This is a genomic window from Caulobacter sp. AVps16, from assembly GCF_058681455.1.
Genome location: NZ_CM178739.1, coordinates 717,190 through 738,636 on the forward strand (window position 1 = coordinate 717,190; position 21,447 = coordinate 738,636).

Genomic DNA, 21,447 nt, shown 5'->3' on the forward strand with positions numbered 1-21,447 from the left:
CACTGACAGATTGAGCGCCCGTTAAGGTGAACGGGGCGTTACTGCGGCTACTCGCTGGCTATCGCTTCTCAGCCTTGTGGCCTTGCTTTCAGCCAAAAGGAGTCACCTGGGCGATCGAGCTAGAGGCTATTTCAGACCAAGCTTCGCGGCGATTGCGGACCAGGGAACGAGCTTGAAGTTCTGGTTCTCGGGCGGTGAGACATTGCGACCATCCTGGGCGATGAAGGCCCCCCCCTCGAGACCCGCGCCCAGCGAGGCGCTGGTCACCTCCAGGCCGTCGGTCTCGGAAACACCGTCTATGCCGGTCTTGCCATCGGCATTGATCGCAAAACTGCCGACATAGGCGTTGTCGCCTTCGCGGCGGTACACGGCGTAGCTGTTATTTCCCTGGCTGGAGAGCACGAGGTAGCCCTTGCCGCCCGCCTGGGCATAGAGGCCAACGCCTTCAAGGTCGTCCTTGAGGGCGGGGTTGTCGCTGACGCGGGCGATCGCCTTGCGGGTCCCGCCGGTCCTGGGCTCGGCCCCGAGTTTCCACAGGGCGAGGTCTTCCTCGGCGACATAGAGGGCGCCGGTCTCGTCGTCGGCGACGCAGCCTTCGGTCTGGGTGTCGAACTTCAGGTCCCGAACCTTTTCGGCTTTCACCGTTCCTGCGGGCGTGGCGACCAGTTTCCACTGACGGACGCCGCCATCGGGATCGCTGATGAAGACGAAGGTAGCGCCCTTCCGGTTGCGATACATGCACAGGCCATAGGGGTCGGACAGGCCGGTGGGCTGAAGGCCGTCCGCGACGCTGGTCAGACGCAGGGTATCGGGATCCAAACTGTAGATCGCGATGGCCTTGCGGGTTCGGTCACTGGCCGTGACCAGGGTCACGTCCTTGCCGCCCAGCCGGAACCCGCTGCGCAGGTCGACATTGTTCAGCTTCCCGTCGGCCAGATACTGCAGGGGTTTGCCCTTGAGGTCATAGACGAGCAGGCCGCCCTTCTTGTCGGTCGCGATGATCGCACTTCGGGTCGGGTCCGTCGGGTGGACGAAGATCGCCGGATCGTCGGCGGCATCACCGCCGTTTTCGACCGGCTGGGTCTCCATGGTCGGCTGCACCAGGGCCAGTTTGTCCGGCGCAGAAGCCGGCGCTGCCTGACCCGGCGAGACCTTCAGGGCAGCGGCGACGTCCTGCCAGGACAGGATGCGCGTATTGGCGCCGACCTTGCGGTCATCCGTAACCAGCAGCGCGCCGCCCGGCAGGCCCTGACCGACGGGTGCCCGCGCCCCGAACAGGCCGGAGGGACCCTCGATTGCATCGATCCCGTTGACCTGGATCCGGAAGGCTCCAAGGAACCGATCATCGGCATTGCGATCATAGACATTGTAGTCGCCGGCATCGGCATTGGCGGCGATCAGATAGTTGCCTTCGGTGCCACCGTTCAGGATGGCCAGGCCGCCGACTTCACCCTTGATCCGGCCCAGCCGGTTGATGTCGACCACCGTCGCCACGGTCTCGGCCTCGGGATCGGCATCATAGCGCCAGACGCCAACCGCCTGCTGGGCGACATAGAGGCGGCCGCTGGCGTCGTCCGCCACGCAGTACTTGGCTTCGGAGGACAGATGCAGGCGGCGCACAATGCGGCCATCCAGTTGTCCGTCAGCCGTGGGGTAGAGCAGCCACTGGTCCAGCTGGCCCTCACCGCCCAGGGTGAAGGCGTAGAGCGATCCGTCGCGCGGGCTTTGATGCAGGCAGACGCCTTCGCCGGCATAGCCCAGCAGCAGTGGCCGGGCGTCCAGGGTCTGGGCCTGGCCCGTGGCGAAATCATAGGCCGTCAGGCGGATGCGGCCCGCCTGGCGATCCAGTACGGCCAGGACGGTGCGTCCGCCAATCTCGCGTGCATCCACACCATAGGTCTCGCCGCCGGCCAGGGCAGACTTGAACCCTCCGTCCAGGCCGTAGAACTCCAGCCCGCCCAGCTCACCGGTCGCGGCAATGATGCTGCTGCCAGGATCGACACGGTTGTAGAGCAGGGCGGCCGCATTGCTGCCGCCCTGAGCGGTGGGGACCGTTGCGCCCACCGGGGCGACGCTGACGCTCGGAGCCACATCGGCCTGGGTCGCTGTCTCGGCGCGGACCTGACCTGTGGTCATCAGGGCGATGAGGGCGCTGGCGGCGGCGAGCCGACGTCGGTGAGTCATGGAAGGCCCCTGGTTGGCGCGCGCGGCTTGGCGAGAAAACGGCCTTATCGCGATGGTCTGAGACGCCATCATGACAGCCGCCAGGATCAGCCCGACGGAGCCTGCGGGCAGGCGGCGTAGCTCAGTGTTCGGCCCGCCAATCAGCCCTGTCATCGGGATGTGCCGGGAGGGCTTTGTAACGCTTTGTAAAATCGGGGGGTCCTGGTCTGGCGAGTGCTGAAGCGATGCTCTCTAACAGCCGGGAACGGTGGGGGACCGAAGATGAAGCCGGCAAGAATCAGCGTCTGGGTCGAAGAGGCCAAGGGCTCGAAGGTGGCCATACTCAATCCACTGGTCCAGGAAATCACCGAGGCGCTTCTGGCCCTGGGCGGGGCAGCCCATCGCGACATGGTGGTGGCCCTGGTCGCCAAGCGGCGCGGCATCTACCGACCGCCGGCCTCTCTGGGGCAGGAGCTCGACCTGGCCTTTTCCACCTATTGCGGTGCCATGGGCGTCCCGGGTTCGCATGGCCTGCTGCATCTGCCCTTCGGGCCGTCGAGCCGCCGTTGGGCTCTGACCGACCAGGCCCATGCGCTGCTGCGCAGTGGCGCGGAAGGTCCTTGAAGGCGGTGGTCAGAATGTCCCACAGGGCTGATCGCATAGGGTTTTTCCCTCAGCGACCACCTAGCTTGCGCTGGTTGTTGGGTTTTGTCCTGTCCGTGCTGGCCAGTCTCGGCCTATGGGCCCTGTTGATCTGGGGCCTTTGGACGATCCTAGGCCGGACAGCTCCGCTCTAGAACTCCACGCCTTGTCGTCGGATGACCTCGAACGGAACGGCCGCTAGGCTTGTCGACCGTCAGGAGCAGTGGCGAAGCGTAAGGGGAGGCATGACATGCGAAACTCGATCCTGAGCCTTCTGGCCGCCCTGACCCTGGGCGGGTGTGCCTCGGCCCCGGCTGTCGTCCGCGAGGGCGGTCTTTCGAGCGTGCGTGGTCGCAGTCTGGCCTCGCTGGTCGGCCCTTCGTCAGCGGCCGATGCCGCCCTGGCAGGGTCGGTCCAGGCGGGGGTCCTCAAGCGCTTGGCGGCAGAGGGCATTGACGTGGCGGGGCGCGAGCCTCCGGCCTACCTGCTCCAGGTCGGCATCGGGCACTCGGCACCGGCCGTCGGCATCTCAAACCTCGCGGGTCCAAGCCTGAAGGAGACCGCTTGGCGCAGCGCACCCTCCCGCCCGGGTTTCTGGAGGCATCGCGGTGTCAGCCAGACGGCGACGGCTGTTGTGATTGACGTCGCATCAGGCCGTCCCGTGGCCTGGGCGACGGTGCGCTCTGACGATACGAACGCCGATGTCACGGCCGAGCGGCTGGCCAGGGCCTTAACCGCAAGCGCGCCTTAGTCCGGTCGGTATTCCGGAAGTCTGAGCGTAAAGGTCGCGCCGGCACCCGGCGCACTGCTGCAAAGCACGCCGCCGCCATGTCGCGCCGCAGCTGCCTCGACAAAGGCCAGGCCCAGACCAACCCCGCCAGCGGCCTCGGAGCCGGGGCGGTCAAACCGCTGAAAGGCCCTGAAGGCCATGGCGGCTTCTTCTGCCGACAGGCCAGGCCCCTGATCGCTGATGGCGACATCGACAAAGCCGCGTCCATCGGCCTTGTTCGCGCGGACCGAAACCCCGATGTGCGAGCCCTCCGGGCTGTATTTAACGGCATTGCCGATCAAATTGACCAAGGCCCGGGCCAGGACGCTGCGATCGCCCAGAACCAGTTGCGGCGTGTCGCAGCCATCCTGTTCGATCTCGATGCGCCGCTGGCGACATTGCGGCCAGAGCTCGTCCACGGCCTCGGTCGCCACATCGCTGAGATCCAGCGGCTCCATGGCGACGGGCGTCACCTCGGCGCGCGCCAGTTGCACGAAGCCGTCCGCCAGGGCCAGGGTCCGGCGAGCACAGGCGGCGAGCCGCTCTGAAACCTCGTCGGGCAGGTCGGGCGTCGTGGCCAGCAGGGCCAGGATCGAGGTCTGGGGCGAGCGCATGTCGTGAGTCAGCAGTTGCAGGGCCTGCTCTCTCTGGCGCATCGCGGCCGTCAGGGTGGTGATGTCGGCCAGCCGCACGATCCAGCCGGCACTCTCCCCACGTTCGTCCCTGCGATAGACGCACTGGGACTGGTAGGCACGGCCGTCGATCAGATGCAGGTCGATGGCGTCGATGCGCTCGGCTTCCGGCGGCCAGGACTCGTCAAAGCTCCGGCCGAGCGGCTCAAGGCTGTTGAGCAAGGATGCGGCGGAGGCACCGGCCAGATAGGGATGGTATCCTTTAAGCAGGGTCTGGGCGGCGGCATTGGCGGCGACCACGCAGCGCCGAACGTCGAGCACCAGGGTGGCGTCGGGCAGGCTGAACAGAGCGTCTGCAGAAAAGCGGCGCAGATCCTCTATGCGGTGGATCGCTGCCCCCAGGCTGAGGGCCTGGCGAGCGACCAGATCGCTCTCGAAGCCTCCGGCAGGCGCTGTCTGGGCGACGGGCAGCAGGCGGCGCAATTCCCGGCCCAGCAGATCACTGACGCGTCCCAGTTGCCCCCATCCCCAGACCAGCGACACCGTCGCCAGGCCGAGCATGGTCGCTACGGGCGACAGCCAAATGCCCATTTGCCAGAACAGTCCGGCGCTCACGATCAGGGCCAGGGCCGACAGTCCGAGCACCAGCATCAGGTTGGCGCGCGGCGGCAGCACCAGCAATCCTGCCAGCAGCAGCCAGAGAAGACTCAGGCCAAAGGCGAGGCGGCTGCCCGCTCCGGCCGGTCGGATCATCGTGCCGCTGCGCAGCCCATTCAGGATGCTGGCTTGAAGCTGTACGCCCGTCATGCTGGCGGCATCCGGGGTTACGGGGGTCGGAAAGGCTGGACCAAGGCCGGGGGCCGTCATGCCGACAAAGACAGTCCGGCCGGCCAGAAGCTCGGCAGGGATCTCGCCCGCCAGAACGCTGGCGAACGACAGGCGCGCAAAGCGATCCGGACCGCCGGCGAAGGGGATCAGCAGACTGGTCTCGGCACCCCGGGTGATGTCGCGGGCGTCGATTGCGTGGGTGGCGCGATGCACCACTGTCATCAGGTCGGGATGCAGGTCTGCGCCCAGTGGCTCGAACGGCGACATGCGTCGGACGACCCCGTCCCTGTCGAAGGTCACATGTACCAGGCCCAGACCGGCAGCGCCCCGGGCGATCTCGGGCCGAGGGCCTACAATCTGGGGCAGCGCGCTCTCGCCGGCACCGGGCTCAATGAATTGCGGCAGAAAGACCCGTCCCGACCGGGTAATGGCGTCGCCCAGGGCCACATCCTCGCCGGGCACCGCCGATGGCTGGCTGAACAGAACATCATAGACGATGGTCTTCGCCCCCGCCTGTGTGAGGCGGTCAATCATTTGGGTGTGGACGTCGCGCGGCCAGGGCCAGGCCCCCATGGCCCGCAGGCTGGGTTCATCGACTTCCACGACCAGAATCGACGGATCAACGGGTCTGGATGTGGCGCGCTGAAGCGCATCATAGACGATGTTGTCCAGGCGGGTCGTCAGGGGACTGGCGGTCAGGGCCCCCAGGGCCAGGCTGGTCAGGATCGCCACCAGCAACCAGACCAGTAGACGCCGGCGCGGCGCGGCTGACGCAGGCGTGGTCAGTCTCTCCGACGCGTTCAAGGCCTAGCGACCGATCTGCAGGGTCTGGATCGGCCCGACCTTCTCGGTGAAAGCGCCATCCTTGAATCGTACGGCACTGATCCTCCAGCCATAGGTGCCGGGTGCCAGATCGGTCAGGGTCAGTTGCGGCTCCGACAGGCCGGGCTGATCAATGATGGGCGAGGCTGTTTCACCGTCGGCAAACAACTGGAACCGATAGGTGCGGACCTCTTCGCCGGCGGCGCTCCAGCGGAACAGGAAGTGCCTGTGCTTTCCGGCGGCCTGCGGGCTCGGCGAGGCGCCGGGCTCCAGCACATCGAGATCGCGGTCGAAACTGTAGTCCGCAGGCAAGCCTTCGAGGCCGCCCTGATCGAGGGCGGTCAGGCGGAGAAAATAGGTGCCATTGGGCACTTCGCCGAACTCGGCCGTCGGGACCTGGGTGGTGGTCTGGGTTGTGGCCTCGGCGATCACGTCGATGAACCCGGCGTCGCGGGCCAGTGACAGGCGATAGGCGACGGCCTTGTCGACCGGCTGGATCTTGAAGCGGACGATGGCCTCGCTCTGTCTCTGGCCACCTTCGCCCAGTCTCGGCGCCGGGAGGAGCGCCACCGGTCCGCTGACGCCGCTCGGCGTTGCGCTCACCCCGAAGCCGGCGGGAACCGGCTCGCCGCCACCCGACCCCGAGGCCAGATCAACGCCAACGACGCCTTTCAGCACCTCGGTCTGGGCCTGGCCACCGGAGGGGTCCTGGCCGACGCGAAACTCCGTGCCGCGCACTGCCGAGATCGAGACCGGCGTGCGAACTTCAAACCGGCCACCCGGGCTGGTGTTCGGGGTCGCCGAAATTGTGCCGCGGCCCTGATCGAGGTGGAAGACCCGCTGGGGGGCGTTGTTGAGGAGGGTCTGGCGCATGCGCTCGATGCGCAGGCTGGTGTTGGAGGGCAGGGTAACGCGCGAGTCGTCGGCCATTTCAAACGTGGCGAAGCCACCCTTGCCTGTGATTAGTCTCTGGCCCTCGACCAGAACCATGCCGGCGCGCGCCGGGGTGCGGGCCCCATTGGTTTCAAGGTCGACTTGGCCGCTGACGGCACTCAGGCGGGCACTGATGGGCGTGCTCTTGAGCAGCCGGGGGTCGATCTGCAGGGTCGAGCCGATTTTCAGGGCGCGGGGCCGGGCGATCTGATTGGCGGCCTGCACCAGCCGGTAGTCATCGGGCTTGTTGAGATAGGCGGAAGCCAGGCCGATCAGGGTGTCCCCCGGCTTGACCACATAGGCGACCGGTACGTCGAGGGGCGGCGCGGCCACGGCGCGATTTGCAGCAGGCAGCCAGAGACCGGTGGCGAGGGCGCCAGCGGCGACGAGAACCATATCGCGCTTGGACATCATGCTAGCAGGGCTCCGGGTCCGGCATTGGCCTCGGCTTGAGCCTGAGGGTTGCAGGCCTCAAGACGATAGCCGAAGCCGTAGACTGTGGTCAGCCGAAAGCCGTTGGCGGGCCGCAGCTCAAGCTTTGATCTCAGGCGTGAGACGTGGGCGTCGAGGGTCCGGGTTTCCAGATCGGGCCTTTGCCCCCAGATGCGCCGCAGGAGATAGTCGCGCGACAGGGGGCGGGCCAGGTTGTTGAACAGGATGACCGCCAGCTGAAATTCCTTGGGCGTCAAGGTTTCAACCCGCTCCGCCCAGCTGACCGTGTGCCCGCCGGGCTCCAGGCGATAGGGACCATGTTGTTCCACCTGGGGCGTGCTGGAAGGGCGATAGATCCGGCGCGCCAGGGCGTTGACCCGGGCCAGCAGAACCTGCGGCTGCAAGGGCTTGACGATATAGTCGTCGGCACCTGCGTTCAGGCCCTCAACAAGATCCGCCTCGATCGAGCGGCTGGTCAGGAGCAGCACAGGCGGCGGTGCTGTAGACATCTCGCCCAACCGACGCAGGGTCTCGATCCCGCTCAGGTCCGGCATGTTCCAGTCGATGATCAGCAGGTCGAAGGTCTGGCGCCGGAGTTCGGACAGCAGGCGCTCGGGGTGGGTGAAGCTGACACAGTCATAGCCCACCGGGCCCAGAAGACCGGCGACCAGCGCATTGTGGCTCTCGTCGTCGTCGAGTAGGGCGACTTTCATGCCTTCACTTGCCAAGAGATTTTCGCGCGCCCCGGTTCTCTCGGGGCGCGCGGCGGGCGTCCGCCTGTCCGGTGGGGGGGATCCAGATGATCGTCCGCCCATGGGCAATACCTTGTTCAACGACGCGACGCGCTAGCTCAGGCGTGGATTTTACAATGGTTTACAGTCCGGTCGAGCCGGTTTGGAAAGGCCTTGAGTGGCAAGGGGGCGGCTGCTTTGCAAGCGGTGCGGCCGAGCTGCGATCCAGGCGTCAGAATTCACAGGCCGGTCCTGCACTCTGATCCTGCGAGGCACCAGCGGCCCCCGCAACAGGGGTCGGCAAATGGTAAGGTTCGGCAGAGGGCATTAGGCCTCTGCACGCTAGTCCTGTGAGGGGCCTAGTTGCGGGCCTTGCGGGCCGCGTACTTGCTGTCGCGCTTGGCCTTGGCTTCGGCGGCCGAGAGGGCCTTGCGTTCCTTGGTGGCACCGCGCTTGAGGCTGAGAACGGCAGCAGCGCTGTCGGCTATCGCTTGCTCGGCGGCCTGGATCTTGTCGGCGGCCAGCTGGCGGGCGGCGGCGCGTTCATCGGCGCGGTCGGCACGAACCTGCTTGAGTTCCGCAGCCTTGGCGACTTCGCGGCTTTCGAAATTGGGATCGACCACGGCAGGCTTGGGCTTGAACTTCTCCAGCAGGGCCTTCTTGGCGTCGGCGGCGGTCTGGAGGCGGTTCGAGAAGTTGGTGCGCAGAGTTTCGTTCATAGAGCCTCGGATTGGGAAGGGGGGAGAACCCCGCTTGTCATTCGAGGTTGATCGTCAGGGCAGCATGGCTGAAGCGCGGGGCGAACCCCGCGCTTCGAATAGGCTTAGGCAGCTTGGAGCTGGCCGGCCGACATCTTGCCGCTGCGCTGGTCGCGCTCGAGTTCGTAGGACAGCTTCTGGCCTTCGTTCAGCGAGCCCAGGGTCGAACGCTCGACCGCCGAGATGTGCACGAACACGTCCGCGCCGCCGTCGTCAGGTTGAATGAAGCCAAAGCCCTTGGTGGAGTTGAACCACTTCACGGTACCGGTCGTCATGATGGTCACCTTTCAGGTGAAAAGGGACGCGCGGCTCGAGTTTAAGCCGCGTGATCAAATTTTCGGAGAGGATCGTGATGGGCTCGAAGCTCGATCCTAGGATAAAGCGTTGGAGAGCAATCGAACCAAATCGTCATTTAATACGGACACCATACCTGAAAAATATGCCGTACGCAATCTCTGTGGAATGGAAGAAAAACGGGCCCAAAAAGGAATAAAAAAGGATCTGAAAAGAGATTTTTAGAAAGACAAAAGTTCCGCCAATATTTTTGTATGGACCATAAAAATCTGGCGAAAATTGGATTGAAGTTCCCAGATTTTAGAGTTCATGGCCGCCGGTAGGCTGATGATTTAACCCAATGGGTGCGTTCAGGTATGGCCTGGGCCGCGAGGTGATTTGGCGACGGCCGCTGCCCGCAAGGCCTTGGCCTGATCGGGGGCCACCTGCTCGAACAGCAGGGCCAGATGCTGTTCCTTGGCATGGTCGTTGTGCAGGTCCCAGGCGAGCGAGATGGGCAGGCGCAGGCGTGATCCACCGTCCAGGCGGACCACCAGGACCCGCCAGCTAAAGCCTTCGCCGGCCTCGCCCAGCGGCTCCTTGAACTCCAGAAGCGCCGGATCGCGCAGGCGGAAATCCCGTTCGGGCTTGGCGTCGAACCAGGCCTTGTCGGCTTCAGCCGTGACATCGGCTGCAGGCGGGACAATCTTGCCGGAGAGGTTGCGAGCCATGGGTCCTGGAGCGTCCTTGATCAAAGCTGCTGATTAGCAAGTCAGGGGGCAGTGCGCCATCGAGCCCTTTTCCGTCTCGCTCGGGATCGCTGATCTGCCGGGGCGCAACGGCTTCGAAGGTCCCTGTAGAGATCATTGCGGAGCGGGTCCGCAGCTCGGGCTGCCTGCTTCATTGGCCTATGCCCCAAATGGGGTCCTGGCCCGTTGCCATAAGTCACGGATCGGTCATTGTTGCCTCAGGGGGTAGGCATGGACGATCAAGACGAAGACCGGCGGGCCTGGTTCAGGCGGGAGATCCTGCCGCTTGAAGCCGATCTTCTGGCCTATGCGCGACGGTTTTGCCGCGATGGTGAAACCGATCCCGAAGATTTGGTGCATGACACCTTTGCCCGCGCCATTGCCTACAAGGCCTGGCGGGAAGTGCTGAATCCGGGGGCCTTCGCCTCGCGCATCCTTCGCAACACCGCTCTCGATGCCCTGCGCCGTCGCAAGGTTCTGACCATCACTGCGGTCGCCGATTTCGAACGCCTGGCCCTGGCCGATGAAGCGCCGACCCAGGAACAGGCTACCGTAGACCGCGACGAGTTGCGCCAGCTGCGGGAGGCCATGGCGGAACTGCCCGCTCAATGCCGACGGGTGTTCACCTTGCGAAAGGTTTATGATCTTTCGCCCCGGGAGATAGCGGAAAAGCTCGGCTTGTCCGTCTCTACGGTAGAGAAGCATCTCGTGAAGGGATTGCGATACTGTTCGGATAGGCTGGGCCGCAGTGGCGGCCGGACGAGAAAGGTCGAGGAAGAGCGTTCATGGCGCGTGAAGCGGGATCTCGGCGGGAAGCCGTAAGGCAGGCCGCCGCCCAGTGGGTGGTCCGGCTGGACGCCCCCGATTGCGCCCCGTCCGAGCGTGTCGCCTTTGAGGCCTGGCGTCAGCAGGGGGGCGAGTACGAAGCCGCCTTTGAACGTGAGGCCGCCGCCTGGGAGCGCATGGCGCGACTGAGGGCTGTTGCACCCCGGATGAGCGCGGCCAATGCCGATCTTCTGGCACCGACCCTTGTGCGCTCTGTGTGGAGCCGTCCTGTCGTCTGGGCACGGGCTGCGGCGATCGTGGGCGGCATCGGCATTGCTGCCGCAGGCGTGATCTCCACGACGGCCTCGACAGCCTATGCCACGGCCATTGGCGAGCGGCGGGTGATCGTGCTCAGCGACGACAGCCGCATCGAGCTCAACACCAATAGCAAGGTCGTCGTTCGCTATCGGAACGGAGCGCGCGAGGTTCGGCTGGTCAAGGGCGAGGCCCTGTTCACGGCGGCGCGCGATGCCAGGCCGTTCGTGGTCCGCGCCGGCGACACCCGGTTGGAAGCCTCGGACTCCGTTCAGCTGGCCGTGCGGGTTTCAGGTCCCGCCGCGCTGGTCACCGTGCGGAGCGGAGCGGTGACCGTGGATCAGAAGGTTACGGAGACCGACTCCCGTCAGCCGGCGGGTGTGGCGGCGGTCTATGGCCCGGCCGGCGGGCGCGTGCAGCGGATCTCGACGGCCGACATCGACCGCGCCCTGGCCTGGCGTCAGGGGGCCATCGCCCTGAACGGCCAGACGCTTGAGCAGGCCGTCGCCGAGTTCAATCGTTACAATCGCCAGCAGATCTCCGTGGATGATCCTCGGGTGTCGGGACTGAGGCTGGCGGGATACTTCCAGAGCACTGAGCCCAACAGCTTCGTCTCCGCCCTGACCAACACCTTTCCAGTCCGCGCCACCCGTGACGCCGAGGGTTCGATCCACCTGACCCCCCGCGACTGAGGGCTTTGACCCTGGCCAAGGGGGTCGAGTTGAAACAAAAATTTCATCGACGCATGGCGGATCGCGCTGAGCCACCCGTCGACCCAGATAAGAACGCCATGTCGAGGGGGCAGGGCGCGACGAAGGGCCGATCCAGAACATGCGAAATTCTAACTATGTCCGGAATATCCGGGGGCTTCTGCTGACGTCGGCTGCGGTTCTGGTTCTGGCCGGACCGGCTCTGGCCCAGGATGCGCGACACACCTTCGACATTCCGGCCCAGGATGCCGTCTCGGCCCTGCAGGCTTTCGCCAAGCAGGCTGGAAAGCAGGTCCTGTTCCCCTTCGAAGCCGCCTCTGGTCGCAAGACGCCGGCCGTGGTTGGCGAGATCGCCGACAGCGAAGCCTTGGCCAAGCTGATCGCCGCTGCTGGCCTCGAGATCGCCTCTGACAACGGTCAGACCATCACCCTGCGTCCAGTGTCGGCCGCCCGCCCCCAGGCCACGTCGGCGGGGCGGGCTGACGACGAGGCCGCCGTTGTCGAGGCCGTCCTGGTTGTCGGCTCGCAAATCCAGGGTGCCAAGACCACCGGCGCTCTTCCGGTAACGGTCGTCAACGAGAGCGACATCATCGCCACCGGTGCCGTTTCGGGCGACGAGCTGTTCCGCTCCATCCCGCAGGCCGGGGACGTCCAGTTCCAGGAAGCCCGCACGACCGGCAACCTCAATGACGCCCGCGGCGACGTCTCATCGCTGAACCTGCGCAACCTCGGCACGGGCAATACCCTGTCCCTGTTGAACGGCCGCCGCGCGGTCATGCACCCGGGTACCCAGACCGAAAACCTGGTCCCCGTGCAGACGCCCAATACCAATGCCTTCCCCGTGGCCGGCGTTAAGCGGGTTGAAGTGCTGCGCGATGGCGCGGCGGCCATCTATGGCACCGACGCTGTGGCCGGCGTGGTCAATACCGTGCTCGACACCCGCTTCCGGGGCCTGCGCCTGGAAAGCCAGCTGGGTGGCTCGGAAGGCACGGGTTATCGCGAGGGCAGCTTCAATGTGAAGGCCGGGACGCGGCTTGCGGACGGCACACGCCTGACCTTCTTTGGCGGCTATACCGGCCGCTCGCGCATGATGGCGACTGACCGCGACTATTCCTCAAACGAGGACCATCGCGCCCAGATCGCCGACACGCCCTGGGTCGGCAACACCACCTTTGACAACCGATCGACCTCCAGCCCCTGGGGTTCGTTTACGGTCATTCCGTCGACGACCGCCGTGCGTCAGGGCACCGTGGCCCTGACCACCTCCGGCGTGTTTCACGTCGAACCGACCAGCAATACGGCCGCCGGCTGCAGCAGCACTGTGATCGACGGCAATCTCTGTCTCCGCGCCGGCACCCTTACAGGCACAGCCAACCGCGAGCTTCGCTACAATCAGAACCCGCAACGCACCTTGAAGGGCGGTCTGGAGCGCACGAACCTGTTCAGCACGGTTGAGCGCGACCTGGACAATGGCATGACCGCCTTTGGCGAGCTCGGCTATTACCACGCGCTGTTCACCGGAAGCCGCGAACAGTCGGCCCCCATCGCTTCTGCGCCGATCAGCATTGCCGCCAACGCCTACTGGAACCCCTTTGGACCGGTCGGCAGTCCCAACCGGCTGGCGGGCCTGACCGGCGTGCCGACCACCGGTCTGGCGATGAACATCACGACCTATCGTCCGGTCGATACCGGCCCACGCACCTATACCGTCACCGATGACAGCTTCCGTTTGCTGGGTGGCCTGAAGGGCGACTGGAACGGCTGGAAGTGGGAGTCCGCGCTGGTCTATTCGGAAGCCCGCACCAAGGACAAGACGCACAATGCGATCAGCAATCAGCTCTTCCAGGCTGCGCTGAACCGCACGACCAGCGACGCCTACAACCCCTTCAACGGCGGATCGCAAACCAACTATTCCGGTGACGACACCACCCGCAACGGCGCGGCGACGGTCAATTCCTTCCTGATCGACGTCTACCGCATCAGCAAGACCACCCTGGCCATGGGTGATTTCAAGGTCTCCAAGAAGGACCTGTTCTCGCTGCCGGCCGGTCCCGTCGGCTTTGCCGCCGGCGTCGAATGGCGGCGTGAGACCTTCCTGGATGACCGTGACGATCGCCTGGATGGCAAGATCAAGTACACGAATACCGTCACGGGCCTCGTCTACGGCACCGATGTGATGGGGGCTTCGGGCTCGGTCGACGTCAAGGCTGATCGTTCCATCTCGTCCGCCTTCGCCGAACTGGCCGTTCCGGTCATCTCACCGGAAATGGGCATCCCGTTGGTTGAGGAAGTCCAGCTGCAGCTGGCCGTGCGCGACGAGTACTATTCCGATTTCGGCAATGTGCTGAAGCCCAAGGCCGCACTTCTGTGGACCGTGGGCCAGGGCTTTGCCCTGCGCGGATCGGTTTCGCAGAGCTTCCGGGCGCCAAACCTGCCGCAGTTCTACAGCCCGGGCTCGACCGTTTCGAACACCCGCACCGACTTTGCGGCCTGCCGCATCAACGCCCCGACCGTCCCCACCTGCGCCGGCTCCAGCACGCTGGAAGTGCGCAGCGGCAACGATCAGCTGAAGCCGGAAGATGCCGACAACGCTTCGGTCGGCTTCGTCTATCAGCCGACCTTCATTTCCGGCGGGCTGGGCAAGCTGGTGCTGACGGCCGACTTCTGGTCGATCCGTGAGAAGAACGTGATCGGCATCCTCGGAGCCCAGAACCAGATCAACTACGATCTCCTGCTGCGTCTGGCGGGGAGCTCCAACCCCAATGTCGTGCGCGACGCGCCGGTCGGGACCAACAAGGTCGGCGTGATCAGCTATGTGAACGACACCTATTCGAACCTGCAGCCGCGCATGGTCCAGGGCTTTGACTTTGGCCTCGATTACGACCTGGATGACACCCCTCTGGGGAACTTTGGCCTGACCCTGAATGTCGCCAAGCTGTCCAAGTTTGACCAGTCGCCCAGCGCGGTCGAAGCCACGCTGATGCAGGCGATTGCCGATGGCCGTCTGGCCGGTCTGACGGTGGCGACGGCCGGCAACCAGATCAAGATGGACGGCTTCCCGGAATTCCGCGGCACGGCCAACCTGACCTGGCGCCTGAAGGGCTGGGGTGCTGGCATGTTCGTCAGCCATGTGGGCGAGGTCTATGACACCGGTCCGGTCCAGATCAACGGCCAGTACTTCCCGGTCAAGGCCTGGACCACGGTGAGCCTGTATGGCCAGTACGCCTTCAAGGAAGGCCGTTTCGACGGCTCCACGGTCCGGCTGGGCGTCCGCAATGTCGGCGACAAGGAGCCGCCGATCGTCTCGTCCAACTTCGGCTATCTCGGTGCATTGCATAATGCCACGGGACGCTACTGGTACCTGAACGCCAGCAAGCGCTTCTAGCCGCCGCCCTGGAGCTCCGGCCCGCCGCCACTCCCCTGGGCCGGACTCTCGCGGGACGACGACACAGCCCCCATGCGCGTCGTCCCGCACACGCTTTCAACTCTTGCCGCTGAGGCGCACGTGAAACCGTTTCGACTTGTCGCCCTGGGGCTATCGGCCCTCGCCCTGTCTACGGCCTCGCTCCTGCCGGCCTCGGGCTGGGCACAGCGCAAGCAGTTGCTGGAATATCCCAGCATCCACCATCCGGTGGTGGGCGAGCGGGGCATGGTGGTCAGCCAGAACGCCATCGCAACAGAGGTCGGGGTCGGCATTTTGCGTCAGGGCGGCAATGCCGTGGACGCAGCCGTGGCGACCGCCTTCGCCCTGGCCGTGACGCTGCCGCGCGCCGGCAATATCGGCGGCGACGGCTTCATGCTGGTCCATATGGCGGAAACCGGGAAGACCGTTTTCATCGACTATCGCGGCATCGCCCCGCGCGCGGCGCGGCTGGAGACCTATGTCGACGACAAGGGCAAGGAAGACAACTCCGTCGCCTCGATCGGCTACAAGGCCCCCAGCGTGCCCGGCACGGTCGCGGGCCTGCATCTGGCGCACAAGACCTATGGCAAGCTGCCCTGGAAGGCGGTCGTCGAGCCGGCGATCCGGCTGGCGGCCGACGGTGTGGTTCTGACGCCGGATGAGGCCTTTGTGTTCAGCTGGGGCCAGGAGCGTCTCTCCACCAGCGCCGCCGGCAAGGCCGCCTTCTACAAGCCGGACGGATCGCTCTATGCGGCCGGCGAGGTCCTCAAGCAGCCGGACCTGGCCTGGTCCCTGCGCCAGATCGCCGATCAGGGTGCTGACGCCTTCTATCGCGGCGAGATCGCCAAGCGTTTTGCCGCCGACATGAAGGCCCATGGCGGCCTGATCACGCTGGAGGATCTGGCCGCCTACAAGCCGGTGGTGCGTGAGCCCCTGGCCGGAACCTATCGCGGCCTGACAGTCCTGACCTCGCCCCCCGCCAGCGCCGGTGGCGCGACCCTGCTGCAGATGCTCAACATCCTGGAGCAGTTCGATCTGAAGGCGTCGGGCGCGGGTTCGGCCAAATCCCTGCACCTGATGGCTGAAGCCATGAAGCTGGGCTATGCCGACCGGGCCAAGCATCTGGGCGACACCGATTTCGCCAAGGTTCCGCTGAAGGGCTTTACGTCCAAGGCCTATGGGATCGAGCGGGCCAAGTTGATCGATCCCGAGCGCGCCAAGCCGGCCAAGGCCCTGGGAGTGGGCGATCCGTGGGCGTTCGAGAGCCCGAACACGACCCACTTCTCGGTGGCCGATGCGGAAGGCAATGCCGTCAGCAACACCTACACCCTCGGTGCGGACTTCGGATCAGGCGTGATGGTCTCGGGCGCGGGCTTCGTGCTCAACAACCAGATGAACAACTACGCTCATGAAGCGGCATGGAAGGCCAGGCAGTCGGGCAGCCCGCTGCCGGCCAATGCCCTCGAGCCCGGCAAGCGGGTGCTGTCGACCATGATGCCGACCATGGTGTTCAAGGACGGCAAGCCCTGGCTGGTCACCGGAACGCCCGGCGGCAGCACGATCATCGATACGGTGCTGCAGATCATCGTCAATGTCGTGGATTTCGACCTCAATGTCGCCGAGGCCACCCACCAGCCGCGCATCTTCCAGAACGCCAGCGACCTTCTGGAAGTCGAGCCGAACTTCAATCCCGACACCGTGACCCTGCTCAAGGCGATGGGGCATCCGATCAAGTCGGACGAGACCATGGGCAGCGCCCAGTCGATCATGATCGACAAGGGCCTGTTCCTGGGCGGGGCCGATCCCCGCCGGCCGGGGGCAACGGCCGTGGCGCGCTAGAGCCCGAGTCCATCTGATCGCCGTCGCGTCCCACTTGGAAGACGCGCCGGCCTCAGGGGCGCGGAACCACCCGCAGCAGCTTGCCGTCTTCCGCTTCGGTCAGAAGGTAGACTGCACCTTCCGGGCCGACGCGGACGTCGCGGATGCGCTGGTCGAGCTCTACGAACAGGCGTTCCTCGCCGACCACCTTGTCGTTCTTCAGGGTCAGGCGCGCGACATGCTTGCCGCGCAGCGCTCCGATGAGAAGGCTGCCCTTCCAGGCCGGGAAAAGATCGCCCTGATAAAAGGCCATGCCCGACGGCGCGATGACCGGATCCCAGTAATAGACCGGCTGCTCCAAACCCTCGCGGGCGGTCAGGCCCTCGCCAATCGGTCTTCCTGAATATTCCTCGCCATAGGTGATGGACGGCCAGCCATAGTCCTTGCCGGCTTCGGGACGGTTGAGTTCGTCGCCGCCCTTGGCCCCATGCTCCACGGTCCAGAGCCGCCCCGATGAATCCAGGGTGGCGGACTGCATGTTGCGGTGCCCTGCAGACCAGATCTCCGGCCGGGTTCCGGGCTTGCCGACCTGGGGGTTGTCCGCAGGAATAGATCCATCAGGCCGAATTCGCACGACCTTGCCCAGGGTCCCGTCCAGGCGCTGCGCCTGCATGCGGCCTTCCGAGATCGAGCGGTCGCCGGTGGTGATGAACAGGGTGCCGTCACGGCCGAAGACCAGACGGCCCCCAAAGTGCAGGGCCGAGTTCAGCTTGGGCGTCTGGGTCCAGATCACCTGAACGCCTTCAACCCGGGGCGAGGGGCCCATGACCAGCTTGCCGCGCGCTGCCGCAGTGCCGTTGCCCCCTTCACCGGCCTGGGCATAGGTCCAGTAGATCAGGCCATTGCGCTGAAAGTCAGGATCGACGGCCACATCCAGAAGGCCGCCCTGGCCATTGGCGTCGACGGCCGGCAGGCCCGCTACCGGTGCCGAGAGCCGGCCCTGTCCATCCACCAGTCGCAGCCGGCCGGGGCGTTCGGTAACCAGTCGGGTCCCATCCGGAAGAAAGGCCAGGCCCCAGGCATGATCCAGCCCCGTGGCAATGGTTTCGATCGTGTAGGCCACGCCCAGGGCCTCGCCCGGCGCACGGGTCTGCCCCGCGACGGCGGGTCGCTGATCGGGTGAATTGGCCGGCCGGCTTTCGACGGGCTGACTGGACCCTGGAGTCGCAAGCGGTGTTTCGGACGCCGGACCGCAGGCGCAGATCAGCAGGGCGAGGAGGGGGAAATAGCGCGTTTGCATGGGACGGGACTTTAGACGAGCCATCTGCCCCTGCAATGCCCTTTGGTCGACCAGGCGCTTGCCCCAGGCGCTTGCCATTGGCCTGCATGAACTGGCCACAAGCGTCGGTAAACATGGAGCCTCGTCGACCAATGCGGGCCAGGTCGAGTTTGCATGGGCCATAGCCGTACGGGGGCAGCCGGTGCCCAATCCGCTATCCTCCGACGCGAAAGTGACGGTTTCGTCTGAGGGTGTTGCGTGTCACAGCTTGCCAGCGGCCGGCTTTTCTGTAGCGTTGCCGGGTCACAGGAACGACGCAATTATGCGAGCTTCGCATCAGGTTCTCGTGCGCCGGTCGGTTCAGTACCACCTGAAAGACTGGTTCAACGAGTGATCCCCCCCTGGCCGTAGAGCGGTTGGGTCGTCGGCGCGTGCGGCGCCGTTTAGCATCAGTCCAGCACTGAACCCGTTGCCTTTGCGCCAATGCGCGCCAGGTGCGGAGCCCCGACCCCTGTCTGTCACCAAGAACATCAATGCGCGCGTGACCTCGAGGGAGAACCGTCCCGCGCGGCATGGGGGTATGCACACATGAAGTCCTACAAAAATGACCTGAGCCAGGTGCTCGGGGCAGTCCTGGCCCTTGGCCTGGCCACACCGGTCCTGGCGCAGCAAGCGCCTGCCGCCGCCACTCCGCCCGTGACCGACGAAGCCTCGACGATCGAGGCCATCACCGTCACCGGCACCCGAATCCAGGGCCTGGATCTCAAGGGTGCCGTTCAGGCCTATCAGATTGACCGGGCCGTCATCGACGAGTCCGGCGCGACCTCGGTTATCGACCTGTTCTCGCAACTGCCCGCAGCCGCCGGTGGTGGTGGAACCTTCTCGACCGCCAGCTCCGGGGCCCTGTCCAGTGATACGCCGGTTGGCGCTTCGGGTGTTTCCTTGCGTGGCCTGGGCACCAGCGCGACCCTGACCCTGATCAATGGCCGTCGCGCCTCGGTCAGTGCCTTCGCACGCGGCCAGGAGTCGTTCATCGACGCCAGCGCCATTCCGCTCGCCGCCCTGGAACGGGTCGAGGTCCTCCCCAACGGTGCCTCGGCGCTCTATGGCGCTGACGCCGTGGCCGGCGTGGTCAACTATGTCCTGCGCAAGGATTTCGAAGGCGCGGAATTCACGGCGTCCTACGGCGACTCCACCGCCGCCAGCGATGAGGGCCGCTTCAACGCCAACCTGGTGGTCGGCAAGGCCTTCGGCGATCACCACGTCACTGCCGTCGTCGACTATTTCAAGCGCAACGCCTTCTATCTGCGCGACCGGGAAGCGTCGCGGAACTCCGTGCGCCCCAGCCAGCAGGGCTTCTATCCCAGCTTCAACGACCTGTTCTTCATGACCAATGACCAGACCGAAGGGCCTGGCAATGGCGGCTGCGCCGCAGCGGACTTCAAGGTCGGCAATCTGGGCGAATACTGCCAGGTCAACACTAACCGCTATGTCTCTTCGCAGGATCAGCAGGAGAGCCTGGGTGGCCTGATTACCCACGACTTCGCGATCAGCGACAATGTTTCCTGGTACAATGAACTCCTGTTCCAGCACACCGAGGCTCGCGGCACGAGCTCGCCGGCGAACTTCTCCCGCGCCCCGATCGATCCGGCCAATCCCAACTGGCCGGCTGCCCTGCAGGCTGACATCGTTGCCGAAGGCCGCGTCCGCCGCTTCAGCTCCTACAATGGCTTCCCGATCTTCGCCTGGGGCAAACTGATCGAGTCGCGCGCCGTTGAGGTGGAGTCCGACTCCTTCCGCTATGTCACGGGTCTCAAGGGCAAGTTCACCAACGGCTGGACCTATGATGCCGGCCTGCTGTTCGGCGGCAATGACCGCACCCAGAGCGGCCTGTCGGGCCTGATCAAGTCCAAGGCCTTCTACGACGCCAATCTCGGCAATCTGTGCAGCGACGGCTCCACCGTCCGGCGCTGGAACGTCAATCTGGTCCGGCCCAGCGCCAGCTATGTCGGCAATACCTGCGAGGCGGCCGGCAAGACTACGCTCTGGTATAACCCCTTCGGCGGCCAGACCACCCAGGCGGCGGGCCTCGACAAGTTGCTTGAGACCACGGCCGAGCGCGAAGGGCGTTCGCGCACCTATTCGCTGGATGCCTCGACCTCGGGCGACCTGTTCACCCTGCGCGGTCGGACCGTGAAGGCCGCCTTCGGTGCGGAATATCGCCGCGAAACCCTGCGCGATACGCCGTCGGGCGATGCAGTTGCGACCTCGACCAATCCGGAGCCGATCCTGGGCTTCTCATCGACCAGTGCCCGGGCGGAACGCGACCAGTGGGCCGTCTACGGCGAACTCTATCTGCCCCTGGCTGATCAGTTCGACGTGCAGCTGGCGGGTCGTTACGACCACTACGACGCCTTTGGCGGCGACTTCAATCCGAAGGTCTCGGCCCGCTTCAAGGCCAACGACCTTCTGACCTTCCGGGCCAACTGGTCGACCTCGTTCCGGGCGCCGTCCCTGGCCCAGAGCGGTGCCGGCGTCCTGCTGTCCAGCTATCGCGTTGACTGCCGGGCCACGCCCGCCGCCTGTAACGGCAATGCTGCCGCCAGCGGTCAGTCGTTGCTTTCGGAAGACGTCGGCAACACCGATCTGAAGGCCGAAAACGCCGATACCTGGGGTGGCGGCCTGCTGTTCCAGCCCAATAGCGACATCGAGATCAAGCTCGACTACTGGAACATCGAGCACAAGAACCTGGTCGGGATCGCCGAAGACGACTTCATCCGTCGTGCGCTCGGCGGGGCCTTCCCGGTGACGGGTGCCGGCCTTCTGCCGACCGGCAAGCCGGGCGTGGAAGTGACCAACGGCTTCGTCACCGACGCCCACTTCCAGATCAGCAATCTGGGCTACCAGAAGACCAGTGGACTGGATTTCTCCTACACCCAGTATCTGCCGGAAAGCGAAGCGGGCAAGTTCACCCTGACCTTCGACGCCACCTATCTGATCGACTTCGATCGCAAGGCCTCCAGTGATGCGGTGGTCGAGAAGCTGGCCGGCGACTACCTCTATCCGCGCTTCCTGGCCAATGCCCGGCTGCGCTGGAAGCTCAATGACTGGCGGGCCTCGCTCGGCGCCCGTTATGTCAGCGACTACAAGGATGACCCTGACGCCCGGACCCTTGCTGCGGTTGGCCTGCCGGCCACGGCCCAGGTCAAGGTCGACAGTTCCGTCACCGTCGACACCAGCCTGAGCTATGATTTTGGTCCGCACAGCTTCGTGCAGCTCAACATCAGGAACCTGCTGGATGAAACCCCCCCGCGGGTTCTGGGATCCAGCGCCAATGTCGATCTCTACAACCATGATCTGATCGGACGTTTCGCGACGCTCCGTCTGACTCATCGTTTCTGATCCTGGCGTCACCGCCGCTCCGG

The 21,447-nt window shown here is 65.2% G+C and carries 14 protein-coding genes and 2 pseudogenes; 8 read left to right on the forward strand and 8 right to left on the reverse strand.

All coding sequences use genetic code 11. The features are described from left to right. Positions 1-126: 126 nt before the first annotated feature. On the reverse strand, positions 127-2,184 hold the full coding sequence (locus ACW17U_RS03420) for a phytase (protein WP_492054855.1): 2,058 nt from the start codon (positions 2,182-2,184) through the stop codon (positions 127-129). 261 nt (positions 2,185-2,445) lie between these two features. Here ACW17U_RS03420 and ACW17U_RS03425 point away from each other — a divergent pair, with 261 nt between their 5' ends. Further along, a complete protein-coding gene (locus ACW17U_RS03425) occupies positions 2,446-2,787 on the forward strand; it encodes a hypothetical protein (RefSeq protein WP_492054856.1) in 342 nt (113 codons plus the stop codon). 268 nt (positions 2,788-3,055) lie between these two features. Next, positions 3,056-3,556, forward strand: coding sequence for a hypothetical protein (locus ACW17U_RS03430; RefSeq protein ID WP_492054857.1), 501 nt, complete (start codon positions 3,056-3,058; stop codon positions 3,554-3,556). Here ACW17U_RS03430 and ACW17U_RS03435 read toward each other — a convergent pair. The 6 genes from ACW17U_RS03435 to ACW17U_RS03460 form a co-directional block, all read right to left on the reverse strand. Beyond that, on the reverse strand, positions 3,553-5,838 hold the full coding sequence (locus ACW17U_RS03435) for a CHASE2 domain-containing protein (RefSeq protein ID WP_492054858.1): 2,286 nt from the start codon (positions 5,836-5,838) through the stop codon (positions 3,553-3,555). The two genes, ACW17U_RS03430 and ACW17U_RS03435, sit on opposite strands and share 4 nt — an antisense overlap. A 3-nt stretch (positions 5,839-5,841) precedes the next feature. Next, on the reverse strand, positions 5,842-7,203 hold the full coding sequence (locus ACW17U_RS03440; protein WP_492054859.1) for a FecR family protein: 1,362 nt from the start codon (positions 7,201-7,203) through the stop codon (positions 5,842-5,844). Beyond that, a complete protein-coding gene (locus ACW17U_RS03445) occupies positions 7,200-8,036 on the reverse strand; it encodes a response regulator transcription factor (protein WP_492054860.1) in 837 nt (278 codons plus the stop codon). Before ACW17U_RS03445 ends, ACW17U_RS03440 begins: the two co-directional genes overlap by 4 nt. 275 nt (positions 8,037-8,311) lie before the next feature. Further along, a complete protein-coding gene (locus ACW17U_RS03450) occupies positions 8,312-8,671 on the reverse strand; it encodes a DUF6481 family protein (RefSeq protein WP_062148163.1) in 360 nt (119 codons plus the stop codon). Positions 8,672-8,775: 104 nt separating this feature from the next. After that, the gene (locus ACW17U_RS03455; RefSeq protein ID WP_062148160.1) at positions 8,776-8,985 is read right to left on the reverse strand and encodes a cold-shock protein; all 210 of its coding nucleotides are present in this window, start codon (positions 8,983-8,985) and stop codon (positions 8,776-8,778) included. 369 nt (positions 8,986-9,354) lie between these two features. Beyond that, positions 9,355-9,714, reverse strand: coding sequence for a hypothetical protein (locus ACW17U_RS03460; protein ID WP_492054861.1), 360 nt, complete (start codon positions 9,712-9,714; stop codon positions 9,355-9,357). Positions 9,715-9,963: 249 nt separating this feature from the next. Between ACW17U_RS03460 and ACW17U_RS03465 the strand changes: the two genes are divergently transcribed. From ACW17U_RS03465 to ggt, 4 genes and pseudogenes are all read left to right on the forward strand, one after another. Further along, positions 9,964-10,554 (forward strand): RNA polymerase sigma factor, encoded by a 591-nt coding sequence (locus ACW17U_RS03465; protein WP_062148154.1) that lies wholly within the window; start codon positions 9,964-9,966, stop codon positions 10,552-10,554. Beyond that, on the forward strand, positions 10,518-11,504 hold the full coding sequence (locus tag ACW17U_RS03470) for a FecR family protein (RefSeq protein WP_492054862.1): 987 nt from the start codon (positions 10,518-10,520) through the stop codon (positions 11,502-11,504). The genes ACW17U_RS03465 and ACW17U_RS03470 overlap by 37 nt, the downstream gene beginning before the upstream one ends. Before the next feature lie 139 nt (positions 11,505-11,643). Next, positions 11,644-14,907, forward strand: coding sequence for a TonB-dependent receptor (locus ACW17U_RS03475; RefSeq protein WP_492054863.1), 3,264 nt, complete (start codon positions 11,644-11,646; stop codon positions 14,905-14,907). A gap of 102 nt (positions 14,908-15,009) precedes the next feature. Continuing rightward, positions 15,010-16,764, forward strand: a pseudogene (gene ggt, locus ACW17U_RS03480) (gamma-glutamyltransferase); the annotation flags it as partial. A 52-nt stretch (positions 16,765-16,816) separates the two neighbouring features. Here ggt and ACW17U_RS03485 read toward each other — a convergent pair. After that, positions 16,817-18,043, reverse strand: a complete 1,227-nt coding sequence (locus tag ACW17U_RS03485; RefSeq protein WP_492054864.1) for a PQQ-dependent sugar dehydrogenase — start codon at positions 18,041-18,043, stop codon at positions 16,817-16,819. A 301-nt stretch (positions 18,044-18,344) separates the two neighbouring features. Between ACW17U_RS03485 and ACW17U_RS03490 the strand changes: the two genes are divergently transcribed. Continuing rightward, positions 18,345-18,416, forward strand: a complete 72-nt coding sequence (locus ACW17U_RS03490) for a hypothetical protein (protein WP_166504352.1) — start codon at positions 18,345-18,347, stop codon at positions 18,414-18,416. Between the two features lie 326 nt (positions 18,417-18,742). Continuing rightward, positions 18,743-21,424: pseudogene (locus tag ACW17U_RS03495) on the forward strand (TonB-dependent receptor plug domain-containing protein); the annotation flags it as partial. Between the last annotated feature and the right edge of the window lie 23 nt (positions 21,425-21,447).

Excerpts from the sequence above, each read along its gene's own strand:
- ACW17U_RS03420 (WP_492054855.1), bottom strand. The coding sequence starts at position 2,184 with ATGACTCACCGACGTCGGCTCGCCGCCGCCAGCGCCCTCATCGCCCTG.
- ACW17U_RS03425 (WP_492054856.1), top strand. The coding sequence starts at position 2,446 with ATGAAGCCGGCAAGAATCAGCGTCTGGGTCGAAGAGGCCAAGGGCTCG.
- ACW17U_RS03430 (WP_492054857.1), top strand. The coding sequence starts at position 3,056 with ATGCGAAACTCGATCCTGAGCCTTCTGGCCGCCCTGACCCTGGGCGGG.
- ACW17U_RS03440 (WP_492054859.1), bottom strand. The coding sequence starts at position 7,203 with ATGATGTCCAAGCGCGATATGGTTCTCGTCGCCGCTGGCGCCCTCGCC.
- ACW17U_RS03445 (WP_492054860.1), bottom strand. The coding sequence starts at position 8,036 with ATGGGCGGACGATCATCTGGATCCCCCCCACCGGACAGGCGGACGCCC.
- ACW17U_RS03450 (WP_062148163.1), bottom strand. The coding sequence starts at position 8,671 with ATGAACGAAACTCTGCGCACCAACTTCTCGAACCGCCTCCAGACCGCC.
- ACW17U_RS03455 (WP_062148160.1), bottom strand. The coding sequence starts at position 8,985 with ATGACGACCGGTACCGTGAAGTGGTTCAACTCCACCAAGGGCTTTGGC.
- ACW17U_RS03460 (WP_492054861.1), bottom strand. The coding sequence starts at position 9,714 with ATGGCTCGCAACCTCTCCGGCAAGATTGTCCCGCCTGCAGCCGATGTC.
- ACW17U_RS03465 (WP_062148154.1), top strand. The coding sequence starts at position 9,964 with ATGGACGATCAAGACGAAGACCGGCGGGCCTGGTTCAGGCGGGAGATC.
- ACW17U_RS03470 (WP_492054862.1), top strand. The coding sequence starts at position 10,518 with ATGGCGCGTGAAGCGGGATCTCGGCGGGAAGCCGTAAGGCAGGCCGCC.
- ACW17U_RS03475 (WP_492054863.1), top strand. The coding sequence starts at position 11,644 with ATGCGAAATTCTAACTATGTCCGGAATATCCGGGGGCTTCTGCTGACG.
- ACW17U_RS03485 (WP_492054864.1), bottom strand. The coding sequence starts at position 18,043 with ATGCAAACGCGCTATTTCCCCCTCCTCGCCCTGCTGATCTGCGCCTGC.